The 14,663-nt window shown below is 71.5% G+C and carries 9 protein-coding genes and 2 pseudogenes; 3 read left to right on the top strand and 8 right to left on the bottom strand.

Annotation, left to right across the window (positions count from 1 at the left end; all coding sequences use genetic code 11):
* The 6 genes and pseudogenes from O3Q52_RS33030 to O3Q52_RS33005 all read right to left on the bottom strand — a co-directional run.
* Positions 1–461: SWIM zinc finger family protein (locus tag O3Q52_RS33030; protein ID WP_269652345.1), on the bottom strand; the 461-nt coding region annotated here is incomplete at its 3' end.
* 405 nt (positions 462–866) lie between these two features.
* Positions 867–5,912: a DNA-binding protein gene (locus O3Q52_RS33025; protein ID WP_269652344.1), complete on the bottom strand. Its 5,046-nt coding sequence runs from the start codon at positions 5,910–5,912 to the stop codon at positions 867–869.
* Positions 5,913–6,063: 151 nt separating this feature from the next.
* Positions 6,064–6,930 (bottom strand): DUF4132 domain-containing protein, encoded by an 867-nt coding sequence (locus O3Q52_RS33020; protein ID WP_269652343.1) that lies wholly within the window; start codon positions 6,928–6,930, stop codon positions 6,064–6,066.
* 187 nt (positions 6,931–7,117) lie between these two features.
* Positions 7,118–8,031: pseudogene (locus O3Q52_RS33015) on the bottom strand (LLM class F420-dependent oxidoreductase).
* 92 nt (positions 8,032–8,123) lie between these two features.
* Positions 8,124–10,691, bottom strand: a complete 2,568-nt coding sequence (locus O3Q52_RS33010; RefSeq protein WP_269652342.1) for an ABC transporter permease — start codon at positions 10,689–10,691, stop codon at positions 8,124–8,126.
* A gap of 11 nt (positions 10,692–10,702) precedes the next feature.
* Positions 10,703–11,551: an ABC transporter ATP-binding protein gene (locus tag O3Q52_RS33005; protein ID WP_269652341.1), complete on the bottom strand. Its 849-nt coding sequence runs from the start codon at positions 11,549–11,551 to the stop codon at positions 10,703–10,705.
* A gap of 196 nt (positions 11,552–11,747) precedes the next feature.
* Here O3Q52_RS33005 and O3Q52_RS33000 point away from each other — a divergent pair, with 196 nt between their 5' ends.
* Together O3Q52_RS33000 and O3Q52_RS32995 are read left to right on the top strand one after the other, a co-directional pair.
* Positions 11,748–11,975, top strand: coding sequence for an antitoxin (locus O3Q52_RS33000; RefSeq protein ID WP_189843846.1), 228 nt, complete (start codon positions 11,748–11,750; stop codon positions 11,973–11,975).
* Between the two features lie 49 nt (positions 11,976–12,024).
* Entirely contained in the window at positions 12,025–12,363 is a 339-nt protein-coding gene (locus O3Q52_RS32995; protein WP_055615904.1) for a hypothetical protein, read from the top strand.
* Positions 12,364–12,437: 74 nt separating this feature from the next.
* On the opposite strand, the gene O3Q52_RS32990 is transcribed toward O3Q52_RS32995, so the two are convergent.
* Together O3Q52_RS32990 and O3Q52_RS32985 are read right to left on the bottom strand one after the other, a co-directional pair.
* Complete coding sequence (locus tag O3Q52_RS32990) at positions 12,438–13,139, bottom strand: class I SAM-dependent methyltransferase (RefSeq protein ID WP_269652340.1); 702 nt, start codon at positions 13,137–13,139, stop codon at positions 12,438–12,440.
* 150 nt (positions 13,140–13,289) lie between these two features.
* Entirely contained in the window at positions 13,290–13,976 is a 687-nt protein-coding gene (locus tag O3Q52_RS32985) for a triacylglycerol lipase (RefSeq protein ID WP_269652339.1), read from the bottom strand.
* Positions 13,977–14,199: 223 nt separating this feature from the next.
* On the opposite strand from O3Q52_RS32985, the pseudogene O3Q52_RS32980 reads away from it, so the two are divergent.
* Positions 14,200–14,663 (top strand): annotated as a pseudogene (locus O3Q52_RS32980) (LuxR family transcriptional regulator); the annotation flags it as partial.

The raw sequence follows: 14,663 nt of genomic DNA, 5'->3' as shown, positions 1-14,663 counted from the left end.
GGGCCGGTGCCGGGGCCGGGGCCCGCGAGGTGGTCCGGTTCGGCGGAACAGTCCGGTTCGGCCGGCGGAACAGCACCGGTGGGTTCAGCTGCTGTGCCGGGCCCGGAGAGTACGGACGGGGCGATGACCACGGGCCGGGCAGGTTCCGTGCCGGCGATCGGGCAGGCACCCAGCACCGCCGCCCGATGCAGGCAGCGCGGTGCCAACAGGCAGGTGCAATGGGCCTGTTCGGTGTCGGTGACCGTGCCGGAGGGGTCCGGCGCCAGGGTCACCAGGGCATCCTCGCCGCAGCGGACGGCGAACGTCCCGTCCTCGGCGCTGACGCGTGCGGCCGTCAGCGCCTCGACGGCCGCGTCCAGTCTGCCGCGGAGCCGGGTGGTGAGACTCTCCACCGCGGAGGCGAACACCTCAGGTGCGACCGGTGGGAGTGGGTGTGGGGTGGTCGTGCCGGAACGGGTCATCGGGATGCTCCACGAGGGCGCTCCCCCGCCGGACGGGCGGGGGAGAGGGGACCGAAGGACGCGGCGGGGGACGGCGAGTACGGCTCGGACCGTCGTCGCGAGCGGCCGTGCCACCGAACGGCGTACGGAGCACGGTGTACGAGTGCACGACCCGACGGACGAAACGACCGGAGCCGTACCTGGCCGAAGACCCCCACCGGACACCCCACCGGACACCCGAGTGGAGGCGGGGCGGGAGACCCGACCGGAGCCGCTCCTGACCCGAACCGCTCCCGCCCCGAGCCGTACCCCGCCGCCGGAGACGCCCGTACGCGCTGCCACTACCGCCCCCACCTCGCCCCGGGAGCCTCGGCGCCCCCGGGGCTTCGGGGCCTCCGGGGCTCCCACCCCGCCCCGCACCAGGGATCAGCGGCGCCCCCTTCGCGCTTGCGGCCGAGGTACCTCAAGTTCCTCCAGGCGAGGCTCGTCGCCGTCCAGAACCCGTTTCCAGGCCGCCCGGTAGAGATCGGCGACGGGACCGGTGGGCACGACGACGCCCAGGACGGCCTCCTCGCCGTGGAGCAGGTCGTACATCGGAACCTTCCACCGCTCCAGCGGAACGTACGGCTTCGCGAGCTGGGTCCAGCCGCCGGGCAGGAACAGTGAGCGTCCCGCTCGGGTGCGGCTGCCTTCGAGTACGAGGTCGGTCGCGGCGAGCTCGGCGCGGGCGGCGCGGAGCCGGGCCGTTCCACCCCGCTGTGTCGCCCAGCCGGTCCAGCGGGCGGTGTGGTGGTCGGTGGGATCCGGCATGGCGAGCAGCATCAGATAGATGACGGCGGCGTCCTCACCGATGCCGTACCGCTTCGCCACCTCACCGACGAGGTCGGGCACGGACCGGGTGGGATCCTGCGGCCACCACAGACCGTCCGCGTCGCGCTCGCCCGCCACCGGCTCCCCGGGATCGGCGAGCAGCTCCGCGAACCGCCGGTCGTGGACCAGCCGGAGGGCGACGTCCTCGGCGGTCGGCCGTTCACCGGGGACCACCGCCGACAGGTGGGGATCGTTCCCGGCAGCGTTCAGCAGCGCGGGGCGGACGGCGGCGACGGGGTCGGGGACCGTGGTGCTCAGCACGACCGCGCCGTAACGGACGAAGCCGTCGCCGGTCTCCGCGGGGTCCCCCGCACCTCGGCGGAAGGCCTCCAGATCGACCTCCCTGCCGAGGCTGATCAGCAGACCCGGGTGGGCCAGCCGGGCGCGTACCGCGGTCAGCACCCCGGGGAGGACAGCGCGGATCGGATTGCCGGACGGGAGGCGGTGGGCGAGCCATGCGGCCAGGGCCACCGAACCGTTGAGGGTGCCCGTGCCGAAGCCGGGCGTGTTCTCGTCGGCGCCCAGGTAGCGGCCTCTGGTCGTCCAGGTCAGGTCGTGGTTCAGCCGCGGTTCGGCCGCCTCGTCGACGAACCCGCGCAGCGCGTCGGACGGCGCCCACCACGACGTGGTCTGCACGGTCCGGACCGCGTCGTGGAGCACCTCCTCGGAGAGGGGCGCCCGCCGGCCCACCCGCTGGTTCCAGACCTCCGCCGCCGCGGCCACGTCCGGGCCCTCCGTCCACAGCGCGGACGGCTCGGCGGGCAGCAGCGCCGCCATGACGGCCTGCCAGACACCGGCGTCCCGGCACCCCACGGCCTCTCTGGCCACGGCCACGTCGGCCGACTTCACTCCGATGGCCTTGAGCGTCTCGGCGGGTACGGGCCTGCGCGCGTCGTCGGTCATCGGTACTCCGGCGATCGTCAGCCGGGCCATGGTCGGGGTGACTCCGGTGAGCCGGGCGAACTCCTCGGCGGCTGCCGGGTACCAGGGCGCCGGACCACGTGCCGCGAGCTCGGACCGGAAGGCCGTGAACCAGCCGGGCGCACGGGCCGGCTCCGGGGCGAAGGGCTCGGCGGACAACAGAGTGTACGGAGCGGGTGCCTCGAATCGACCGCCCGGATCATGGAAGACCGCCCTGAACAGCTCGCCTTCGGCGTCGCTTCGGCTCCATTCGTTGAGGAAGACGAGGAACGCGCCGCCGTCCAACTGCAGCACCGTCGCCACATTGCTGCTCAGGGAGCCGGGCCCCCGGAACAGACTCCGGTCCAGACGCAGCCGGACAAGGCGCCAGTGGCCGGGGTCCAGCACCGCGAGGTCCTGGGCGTCCAGTTCGGCGAGGAAGGTATCCAGCACCTTCCGGTGATCCTCGGTGGTGGCCGTCGAGCCGGACCGCAGAGCCAACAGGGACGGCAGCGTGGGCAGGGTCAGCCAGTCCATGTCGCTCAAGGCACCCTGCTCGGGCAGGGCGGGGTGCGGAGTGCCCGCCGGGGCCGGTTCGTTGAGGCCCCGCCGTGCCTTCCCGAGCAGCCGCAGCAGCCGGACGATCTTGCCGGAGGAATCGTGGTAGTAGTACGCCCTGCCCTGCACCAGGTACTTGCGGCCGTTGAGGCCGAGTCCCTGCAGCGCCGCGGTGAGCACGCCGTCGCCGAGTTCGGGCCGTTGCTCCTCCGGGCCGCTGCCCGTCACCGCCGTGTCCAGCCGGGTGCGCGCCGCGTCGAGGACGCACTGCTGCTCGGCGGCGAACCGCACCACCCCGGCGATGCCTGCGAGCAGCGCCTCGTGACCGACCTGTGGCAGCAGGTTGCGGATGATCCCGGGCAGCCCGTCCGCGCCGGCCCGCTCCAGCCCCGGACCGTCCTGGCCCTCCGTGCCCTCGGGCCGCTCCGTCACAAGGGCCGCCAGAAGCGCCGCCGCGGTGTTCTCGTCGACCTGGCGGAGCGCCGCCGAGCCCTGCGGGTCGCGGGGCCGGAGCAGGTGCCAGTAGCGCAGGGGCGGCAGGAGCGGGGTTCCCGCGGTGAAGGTTCCGGCGGTGTGGTCCCGGGGGATCTCGGCCATCACCGTGCCGTTGCCGTCGAGCAGCCTGATCCCGTCGTACTCCTGGATCACGGCCAGCGGCCGGTCGGCGCCGGGGAACTCCAGCACCCAGCGCGGGCTGCGGTTGCGGCCTCTGCCGGGCGGTACGACGACCGAGCGCCCGGCCAGGTCCTCGCCCCGCCGCGAGCCGTCGGGCAGCGTCACCACCCGCCAGCCGAGCACCCCGTCCACCGGGGCGCACATCGGACCCGGCGTGACGGAGGGGGCGGGCAGCAGCCAGCCCGCCTCGAAGGTGCTTCCCTCCGGCGCGTCGCGCACGCCCTCGCCGAACCAGTCCGGCTGTCCGGGTTCGCCGAGCGTGTCGCCGACCGGGTCGTACGCGTGCCACGTCTTGTTCTTGTAGTCGGTGCCCACCATGGACCACACCCAGTACGACGTGCCGTCGCTGATCACCTGCCGCGCCCCTGGAACGACCGTGTCCCCGCGGCGCAGAACCCCGTGACCGGTGGTCCGGCCGCCACCGGGAAGCGGGAGCGAGACGGGGGCCATGTTCCCGTTCAGCCCGTCACGCCCGTCCACAGTGCTGGTGCGGGAGTAGCCGGCGTCCTCGAGCGTCACCCACTGCGAGGGGGTGTGGTGCCAGTAGCCCTGCCTGCCGTGCACGTCGACCGGACGCCACCAGACGAACAACTCGCCGTCCACGTAGTGATAGTCGACGCCCCTGCGGTAGCGCGCCGCCTGGTCGGGGACGGACAGTTCGTGCGCGAGTGCCGTGCCCTCCGAACCGATCACCCGGAGGTGCATGCCGGCCAGGACGATGAGGTGCGGCCAGGCGTCGGTGACGAGGACCTCCCGCTGCAGATTCCCCGATTCGTGTGCTTCGAGCGCCTCTTCCCAGGCGGGCCAGCCCAGTTCGTCGAGGAGTCCGGACCGCAGCGCGCGGGCGAGTGCGGGGGCCATGCCGGTGCTCAGCGCCTCTCGAACCGCCTTCTCGGCAACCGCGAGCACTTCTCCCGGCAACCAGCTCAGCGTCTGGAGAACACCGCGCCACCCGTCGAACGCGGGCAGCTCCGCCGTGACGTACTCCCGGCTGACCTCGCCCACCCATTCGGCGAGCATCGGCCGTCCACCGGGGGACCCGGCCAAGGTGACGACGGTCTGCGGGTGGCCCGCCCGGTCGTCCTCGGGGCAGCCGAGCCGGAACGCCCGGTGGAAGCGGTGGTCGGCTTCCAGGGCGAGGAGATCGCGCCGGTGTTCACAGGCTGCCCACGCCACCAGGGCGAGGCGGTGACGCTCCTCGGGCTCCGCCACCGGTATGCCCAGGGACAGCAGTTGGTCGAGGAGGTTCACATCGCCGACAGGAGGCGGCAACAGGCCGTCGGATGCCTCCAGTTCGGTGCGCAGCGTGCCGGCCATGCGGTCGAGCAGTGGATAGAGCTCTGCCGGAGCGAGGCGGTGGTCGGCCCGCCACAGCCCCAGGAATCTGCGGGTCCATCCGGCCGTACCGTCGGCGGGACGCACCTCGGCGGGCAGGGTGGCGTCGCAGAGCCCGGCGGTGGCACCGGACTTCTCCAACAGGTCCAGCCACTGGGGCAGTTCTTCGCGCTCCCACTCCGAGGGCATCAGCTCCAGCAGGGTGCCGCGGAAGGCGGGTTCCTGCCGGGTCAGCTCCAGCAGGGCCGGCCGGTGGGTCTTCCACCAGCCGGGCGGTGCCTTGACGGTGCCGGGCAGCGTCAGCATCTCGCGCAGATAGGCGATCTCCTTCGCGAGCGCGTTCTTGCCTGCGGCCGCCTTCGCCAGTCTGCGCAGATCACCCGCGCCAGGACTCGACGGAGGCAGCCCGTTCGCGGCCAGGCGCACGAAGAGTCCGCGAACGTGCCGGAACGCCGTAGCCGCCGGAACCCGGGACGACAGCCCCTTGGCGTAACTGGAGAGGATCTTCGTCGGCACGGCCTCGGCCAGGGTGAACTCGAGGAAGACCGCGTCCATGCGCTCCTCGTCGAACGGCAGCGCGTGCCCCGTCTCGGCCTTGCGCGCGTTGACGAACATCTGGGACGCGTACGCCGTCTCGTCGGCGGCCAGGAACACCCGGCCCGCCTGCTCGTAGAAGGTCGGCAGGAAGTGCGGAACGGATCCCGCGAGCCGTTCGCCGATCGACTCGTAGGTGGCCCGTGCCTTCTTCGGTCTGGATTTCGCCGTCCGCGCCACTTTGTTCATCTCCTCGACCAGGGACATGGCCAGGTGGCCGTCCGAGGGGTGATGAACCAGCACCCATTCCGGGAAGCCCAGGGCCCGCGGCTGTCCGAGACCGACCTCCGTCGGCCCGCCCTCGGGTTCGAGCCCGAGGAATCCGGTGCCTAAGCCCTCTCCCTGTTCGGCCGCGACCAGCCGTACGACGATCCGGTCGTCCAGGCCCGGATGCCGGTAGGCCTGCGTGAACATGGGCACGGCCCGGTCGCCGCCCCCGGTCGTCCCCGGGGGCAGTACCGCGCCGGCTCGCAGGAGTTCCTCCGCGTCCGCCGTCGCCTCGCCCCGGGCCACCGCGTCCTCGGCCACCGTGTCGTTCATGATTCCGTGCCTTTCGTGGCCGTGCGGCCGGTCCCCGGGGCCCTGCTCACGCGTGTGCGCCCGTCGGTCTCTGTCGTGTGAGGTGCCCCGGCCACGGCCGTGGTCCCGAGGTGTGTCGCCGTCCGTGCCGTCGTCCGTGCCGCCGTGTCGCTCACGCGGTGCGGTCCGCGGCCACGGTGCGGCCGGCGTGCAGGGCCGCGGCCATGCGCATGCCCTCGGACCACGCCACGGGGCCCACCTCGGACAGCCGGAGCCGGGGGTCCCGTCCATGGCGCCAGCTCAGATCGCCGGTCCGGCCCTCTTCCTCGTAGTACGGGTTGCCGATGTCGACCGAGGCGGTGAAGACCCGCCCGGCGTCCCGGATCCGGCCGGTGACGCAGCCGTCGGTGACCTTGTAGCCGAGCGAAGCGGCACGGGCGGAGAGGTGGAACCACGAGCTGTACTCGGCGCCGGAGAACTCGGTGACCGTCTCGGCGTCGCCGTCGATGTCACCCGGCTGGTGCCAGGTGGCGCGGTGGATCTGTTCGACGCCCTGCACCACGCCCAACTCGGCCGCGAACGCACGGAGTTCGTCGAGCTCCGGGAGCAGGACCGGGTGGGGCATGGTCACCGTACGGGAGGAGAGGCGGACGGTCTCGCCGTCCAGGTTCACCACCCGAAGCTCACCCGAGTCGTCGGCGTCCCGCAGGAAACCGACCTCGTCGGGGCCCTCGCCGACCACGACCAGGTCACGCAGTGCCGACCGCCACGCCTCGTCGGGCCAGACCCGTGCCAGCAGGCCGGTCGGCACAGGCAGCGAGGACACCATCCAGTTGTCGACCTGCGCCGCGCACTCCGCCGCGTGCCGGTCCAGCCACTCGGCGAACCGCTGCAGCTCGATCACTTCGGGGCGGTCCCGTAACTCTCCCGGCAGCGTTCTCAGTTGCCCTGCCGGGGACGTCTCCGACGAGGACCGGGCCACTACCCGGCCTTCCACCAGAGCGATCTCATAGGTGTCGCCCACTGTCAGCCAACCCATTGGTCTTCTCTGCCTCTTTCGCCGTTCGGATACCGGCACAGCGCGGCCGGCGGTCCGAATCGGCCCACCCCACTGTGACTTCCGCGAAAGATTAGAGGCACCCACTGACAGTTTCCGGCGATCGAGCATCCTGAACTGCCGGGTGCTGCCCGCCAGGTCCCGACAGGTCCCGCCGGATCCCTTCGGCCTAGGCCTCGCGCAGCCGCGCGACCACCGGGGCGAACACCTCCATGTTCGGCTCCAGAACCGTCAGATACGAGAACCCGAACCGGTCCCGCTGCGCCCGCACTTGCTCGACGATGTCGTCCAGGGTCCCCACGAGGACGATCGGCAGCTCAAGGACCTGCTGCTCGGTCAGGTGGGGGATGCGGGACAGCCACGGCTGGATCGCGGCACCGGGGTCGTCGGTGACGGTGACGATCTGGATCAGCAGGTTCAGCTCGGCCGGCTCGGCACGCCCGGCCGCCAACTTCCGGTACAGGGCGACCCGTTCGTCGAGTTCCTCCGCCGCGATCGGCTCCAGCGCACCGCCGTCCCGGGTACGCGCCGCGGTGAACGCCGCGATGTCCGCGCGCTCGGCGGTCAGCCGCAGCATCCGGTCGCCGTTGCCGCCGATCAACAGCGGCACGCGTTGCTGCACGGGCTGTGGCATGGAGGTCCCCCCGCTCGAGCGAAGCCGAGAGTGGGGGAGGCCCTCGGATTCGAGCAGCCGCTCCAACTCCTCGACCGTACGCCGGAGATGGTCCACGCGCTCACCTGGCGAACCCCAGGGGAGGCCCGCCGTCTCGTGCTCCGCTGTACGTACCCGGTGCCGAGCCCGAGTTCCAGGCGTCCGCCCGTCAACGCGTCCGTCGTGGCCACCTCGCGGGCCAGCAACGCCGGGTTGCAGAAACCGGCGTTGAGTACGAACGTGCCCAGGCGCGGCCGCTCGGTCGCCTCGGCGGCGGCGACCAGCGCCGGGAACGGAGCGGGCATGCCGAGATGGTCGGGGGCCAGGATCTCGTCGTAGCCGAGCTCCTCGGCCCGACGGCACTTCGCGCGCCATTCGTCGGCGGGCGCGAGGCTCATCAGATTGACGCCGAAGCGGAACGGGCGGGCCATGAACTCTCCTCACCGGTACGGGACTTGAGTACGCCGAGTACGTCTCGCCGAGTGCGTCGCGCCGTGCACGTGGAGCGCGCTCCGCGAGTCAATCACTCGTGCGCGATGGCCGCCAGCACATTCATGCGCGATGCACGCAACGCCGGCAGCAGCGCCGCCACGATGCCCACGACGGCCGATCCCACGACGACCGCGACGAGAGTCGTCCACGGGATCGCGAGCGCCTTCATCCCCTGCAGGGCGAGGACCTGCTGCACGCACACACCCCACACGAGTCCGAGCGCGAGCCCGAGGACCGCGCCGAACACGGCGATCACCACCGACTCCAGCCGGATCATCCGCCGCAACTGCCGCCGGGCGAGCCCGATCGCACGCAGCAGTCCGATCTCCCGGGTGCGCTCCACGACCGACAGGGCAAGGGTGTTGACCACGCCGAGCACTGCGATGACGATCGCGAGGCCGAGCAGCGCGTACACCAGGTAGAGCAGCACGGCGATCTGATCGTGGATCAGCTTCTTGTAGTCGGCCAGGTCGCGTACCTGCACCTGCGGATACGGGTCCAGCGTCTTGTCGAGGTTCGAGCGCAGGGTGTCCGCGGAGGTGCCCGAGGCCGCGTTCACGTACAGCGCGGAGTCCTGCCCGCCGGGCACGTACTTCTCGATCGTGCCGAAGCCGAAGAACAGCCCGCCCTGTGTGCCGAAGCCCTCGGCGGCGTCCTGGTCGGTCAGCGCCCCCACCTTCAGTTCGGCCTTCCGCCCACCGGGGAACTCGACGGGGATCGTGCTGCCGAGGCGTACGTCGTGGTCCTTGGCGAAGCCCGCGTCCATGGCGATGTTCCCGTCCGCGAGCGCGTCGGCCGTGTCGCCCTCGGCGTACGTGATGCGGGCGACCTCGTCGAGCTGCGACTCGTAGCCCGCCGCGGTCGTCTCGACGCGCTTGGCGTCCGGCAGCCGGACGGCGACCGGGGTGAACCGCTGCCGTACGACAAGTCCCGCGCCCTCCGCGTCCTGCACCTTCTCGGTGATCTCCTGCGGGAACGGCAGGAAGTTGGCGTTCTGCACCACGAAGTCGGCGCCCAGCGTCTTGTCGATCTGGTCGTCGAAGGACTTGGACATGGACGCGCTCGCCACGGACATGCCGCCGACCAGCGCGAGGCCCACCATCAGGGCGGCCGCGGTGGCGCCGGTGCGGCGCGGGTTGCGCAGCGCGTTGCGCTGGCTCATCCGGCCGACCGAGCCGAACACGGCGGGGAAGAAACCGCCGAGGACGCGGATCACCGGCCGGACGAGCAACGGCCCGGCGATGACCGTCGCGACGAGGGTGAGGACGACGCCGAGGCCCAGCAGGGAGGCGGCGGACCCGGTCTCCGTGGACGTCACGCATCCCACGAGCGCGGCGGCGCCCAGCGCGCCGACGAGCAGACCGACCACGGCACGCACCCGCAACGGCCGCCCCACACCGGCGATTTCGGCGTCCGCCAGCGCGGCCATCGGCGACACACCGGCCGCGCGACGGGCCGGCAGATACGCCGCGACGAAGGTGACGCCCACCCCGACGACGTATGCCGCGACGGGTGTCGCCCATCCGATGGCCATCTCGGCGGTCTTGAGGTTCATGCCGAACAGGCCCATGAGCTCGATCAGCCCGATCGCGAGCCCGATGCCCGCGGCCAGGCCGAGCGTCGAGCCGACCAGGCCCAGCAACGTCGCCTCCAGGAGCACGGACCGGCGCACCTGCCGCCGGTCGGCGCCGAGCGCGCGCAACAGCCCCAGCTCACGCGTGCGTTGGGCGATCAGCATGGAGAAGGTGTTCACGATCAGGAAGACCCCGACCAGTACGGCGATACCGGCGAAGCCGAGCATCACGTACTTGATCACGTCGAGGAATCCGCCCAGTTGGGCGGCGGCGGTCTCGGCCTGCTCGTCGGCGGTCTCCAACTCGTAGGTGCCCGAGCCGATTTCGGCGGCGATGCGCTGCTTGAGCTGTGCGTCGCTCACGCCTTCCGCCGCGTCCACCTGGATGCTGGTGGCGACGCCAGTGCGGCCGAGCAGTTCGGCCGGCGCGACCGCCGGGTCGAGGAAGACCAGCGCGGCACCCGGGTTGGTGGTTTTGAAGGTCGCGATGCCGACGACCTTCACCTTGAACGACCCGGGCTGCGCGATGACGGTCAGCGTGTCACCGATACCGACGTTCTTCTTGTCGGCGGTGTCCGCGTCGAGGAGCGCCTCGTCGGCGCCGCGCGGGGCGCGCCCCGAGGTCAGCTCCACGGGGCTGCGCTCGGTGACGTACCAGTCGGCCGCGATGGTGGGCGCGCCCGTGGTCGGGCCGACCGACTTGTTGTCGCTGTCGACGACGGTGATGTTCTCGACGGACACGTCCGGACGCGCGAGAGTGACCCCGTCGACCTTGTCGATGCGGGCCACGAGGCTCGTGGGCACGGTCGCGATCGCGCCGGAGGGGATCTGCGAGTCGAGATCCTCCTTCGGCGACACGGTCACGTCGGCCGACGTGGACGCGAACAGCCGGTCGAAGGTGCGGGTGACCGTGTCCGAGAAGATCAGGCTGCCCGCGACGAACGCCACGGACAGGACGACGGCCAGCGCCGAGAGCAGCAGCCTGCCCTTGTGCGCGAGGAAACTCCGGAGTGTCGCCTTCAGCACGACAGCCTGCCTCAGTCCTTGTCGAGGGCGATGCCCTGGTCGGGAGCGATGCCCTGGCCGGCGGCGCCGTCACCCTCGATCGTCCCGCGAATGGTGTCGAACCTCTTCATGCGTTCCAGTACCGCTTCCGCCGTGGGCCGCGCCATCTCGTCCACGATCCGTCCGTCCCCGAGGAAGAGCACCAGGTCGGCGTGGGCGGCGGCGCCGGGATCGTGCGTGACCATGACGACGGTCTGGCCCAGCTCGTCGACCGCGTCCCGCAGGAAGCCGGGCACTTCGAGTCCGGCCCGTGAGTCGAGGTTGCCCGTCGGCTCGTCCGCGAAGATCAGCTCGGGGCGAGAGGCGAGGGCGCGGGCGCAGGCGACGCGCTGCTGCTGCCCGCCGGAGAGCTGCGCCGGCCGGTGCTTGAGCCGGTCGCGCAGGCCGAGCTGGTCGATGACCTGGTCAAGCCACTTCTCGTCGGCCTTCTTGCCCGCGATGTCCATGGGCAGCGTGATGTTCTCGGCCGCGTTCAGGGTCGGGATCAGGTTGAACGACTGGAACATGAAGCCGATCCGGTCGCGGCGCAGCTGGGTCAGCTCGCGGTCCTTCAATCCCGTGATTTCGGTGTCTCCCAGCCACACCTGTCCGGCCGAAACGGTGTCAAGACCCGCCAGGCAGTGCATCAGCGTGGACTTGCCGGAGCCCGAGGGGCCCATGACCGCGGTGAAGCGCCCGCGCGCGATGTCCACGTCGACCGAGTCGAGGGCGAGCACGGTCGTCTCACCCGATCCGTACGCCTTCGTGAGGCCACGGGCGCGGGCCGCGATCCCCTCGGCGTCCGTGCGCCCGAGGGCGTGCTCCGCAGCTGCTGTGGACAAGGCCGCCTCCTAGGTGGGACTCCGGTGTCCGCGGGCGAGCCTAGTGTGATGCGCGGCACACTCGGTATCCCCCCGAAGTGTCGGTCGTTCTCCGCCGCAGGTCGGTGACCCTGGGATCCATGTAAGGGGCACCCTTAGGGGAGGGGCGTTTCGGGCCCTCTTGCCACTGCTAGCACATCGGCGCTAGCTTCGAAGTATGGCTAAGACCCAGCTGAACGTGCGCGTGGACGAGGACACCGCCCGCGCCGCGCGCGAACGCGCCCTGGCCCGCGGGATGAGCGTCAACCGCTACATCGAGGAACTGGTCAGACAGGACACCGGAGAAGCCGGCCACACCTTCGTCGAGGCCGCCGCCGACTTCATGAAGCAGTACGAGTCCGTCTTCGTCGAGGAGTTCGGCGCGGAGCGAGAAGGCCGTCGCTGAGCCCTTGAACGAACCCCTGAACATCAGAGTCGACCTCGCCTGGCTCCTCATGGTCGCGGAGCACAAGACGCCGGGCGACCCCCAGGTCACCGACTTCGGCGCCCTCGTCGCCGCCGTCAGCCGCCACGAGGCCGAGATCTTCGGCGTCCCCGTCTACGACACCCCGCACACCCGTGCCGCCGCGCTGCTCCAGCTCCTGCTGCACGTCCCGGCACTCGAACGCTCCAACGCGATGTTCGCCATGGCCGTCGCGTACGCCTACCTCGTCGCCAGCGGCCTGAAGGTCGTCACCTCGCCCGAGCAGGTCCGCGAACTGGCCCGCCTGGTCAAGACCGGCGAGGCCACGGTGGACGACATCGCACGCGAACTGCGCCAGTGGAGTCTGTGAGCCCCTCGGACTCCTGAGCCGGAACCCGGGACCGGGATCTCGATGCGGCTTCCTGAGGCCGGGCGGTCCCGGCCTCAGGAATCGGGCGGGCTCTCGGCCGCGGGCCGGCGCGCGGTCCCCAGCACGCAGTACGAACTCGGCATCCGCGGCCCCTTCGCGGGCACCAACAGCCGACGGTAAGGGCCCAGTTCGTACCCCGCGTCCCTGATCGCGCCCACGGGGTCACGGCTCACATGGCAGCCGCCGAAGAGCAGCGGCCACACCGCCCGGTCCAGGGCACGCTGACCGGCGTTCATCGCACGGCCGCCGCCCCTCCCGTGCTCGAAGAACCGCAGTTCACCGCCCGGGCGCAGGACGCGGCGGATCTCGGTGAGGGCCCGCGGCAGGTCTCGTACGCTGCACAGGACCAGACTCACGACGGCCGCGTCGAAGGCCTCGCTCTTGACCGGGAGCGCCTCCGCGACGCCCGGGACCACGTCGACCGGCACGTCGGAGCGCAGGGCCGCGGTCACCGCCAACGTCCGCAGGCGGCGCTCCGGTTCGATGGCGACGACCTCCGAGACCGTGCTCGGATAGTGGGCGAAGTTCAGTCCGTTGCCCGCGCCGATCTCGATGACCCGGCCGGAGAGCCCGGCGAGCAGCTCCTCGCGGTGGACGCCGATGGTCGGCTCCGCCGCCACGCTGCACTTGGCGTAGAAGCGGGCGAACAGCGGGTGGTGAACCGGGGACGGGGCCGGCTGACCCGTCCTGCTGGTGCTGGAGCCGCGCGGTCGCATGAGGGACCTCCCCTGAAGGTCGGGGCCTACCGCGATTGTCCCCCGGGACGGGCCCGCTCACCCGTTCGCGGGTCGTCCTGTTCGGCGGGCGCGGTGTCGCCCTGTGGCCCCGGCGGGGCGGGGACCACAGGACGAGCCGCGAGGGGCGGGTCAGGCGATGAAGTCGCGCACCTGCTCGTAGACGCCTTGGTCGTTGTTCATGTCGGTGTGTGAGACGCACCCGACCTCGACGTTCGTGGCACCGCTGAGGATCGCGGTGGTGTCGGGGGTCAGGGCCTCGTCGCAGTTCGACCAGTAGCTGGCGTAGGAGACGCTGCCCGGTGTCTCGTCGCCCGAGTTGAGCGAGGTCAGGAACGAACTGCCGGTGTACATCTCCGCGCAGGACGTGTAGATCCAGCTGCACCAGCCGGCGGTCGTGGTCCCGTGGTTCGTCCCGGCCGTGGAGACGAAGTCGTCGACGTACGCGGTCCCGCCGAGGTTCTTGAGGTAGTAGCGGGAGTTCAGGGCGCCCATCGAGTGCACGACCAGGTCGACCTTGGACGCGCCGGTCTGGGAGAGCACGCTCTGGATCTTGGTGGACAGCTGCTGGGCGGTCGTGACGTTCGACTTGCCCCAGTCGTAGGACCAGGCGAACAACTCGGAGCTGGTGTAGCCGTCGGCCTTGAAGTCGGCGGTCCAGTCGTCCCAGCTGCTCGACGAACTGCTCAGACCGTGCACGAAGACGACGGGATTGCGGGCGGCGGCGTTCGCCGTGGACGCGGGCAGGGACAGGGACAGAAGCAGCGACGCGAGGACCGCTGCGAAGACCGTGCCGGCAGTGCGTGTGCGGCGGGTCATGGTGCCTCCTGATGCGGGTGGGTTCGTCAGGAGTGTCAGGTGGGGTCTACGCGCGCCGCATCGGTGAAATCGCCGGTCTTTACGCACCACTTAACTCGCCAGTAACGTGAGAGGTGTGGTGACCTCGGTGAACCCCCCGCCTCTCCCGCAGCATTCGCCACCGCCCCTGATGAACGCCCCGGAACAACCGGGCGGCGCGCCGCGAACGCACCCGCGAACCCCGATGTCCGAAGGCGTCCGGGTCCGGGTGCTGCGTGCCGTGCACGGCGATCCGCGCGCGGCCGTGGAACTCGCCGCCGCCCTGAGCGAGCATCAACTGGCCGGTCTGGAACCGCTTCCGGCCGAGCCCGTCGCCGTGGCCCCCGGTCTGCTGCGGTCCCAGCGGCGCGAGATCAGGACCCTCCCGCCGGACACCCGGCGGCTCCTGCTGATCGCCGCCGCCGACCAGTACCCGCTCGCCACCCACGCCTTCCAGCGCGCGGTGACCGCGGCCCGGCTGGACACCGGGCCCCTCGACGAGGCCGAGGCCGCCGGGTTCGCCCATCCGACGTCCGCCGGAGTCGTGTTCCGGGACCCCTGGACCCGTATCGCCGCCTACGAGACCGCGTCGGCCCTGGACCGGCGAGAAACCCATCGGCTGCTCGCCCGCGTCCTGCGCGGCGAGGGCGAGGCGCCCCGCCGGTCCTG

The organism is Streptomyces sp. ActVer (assembly GCF_027270795.1).
Classification (GTDB): Bacteria; Actinomycetota; Actinomycetes; order Streptomycetales; family Streptomycetaceae; genus Streptomyces; species Streptomyces umbrinus_A.
This window is presented reverse-complemented; position numbering and strand designations above follow the sequence as displayed.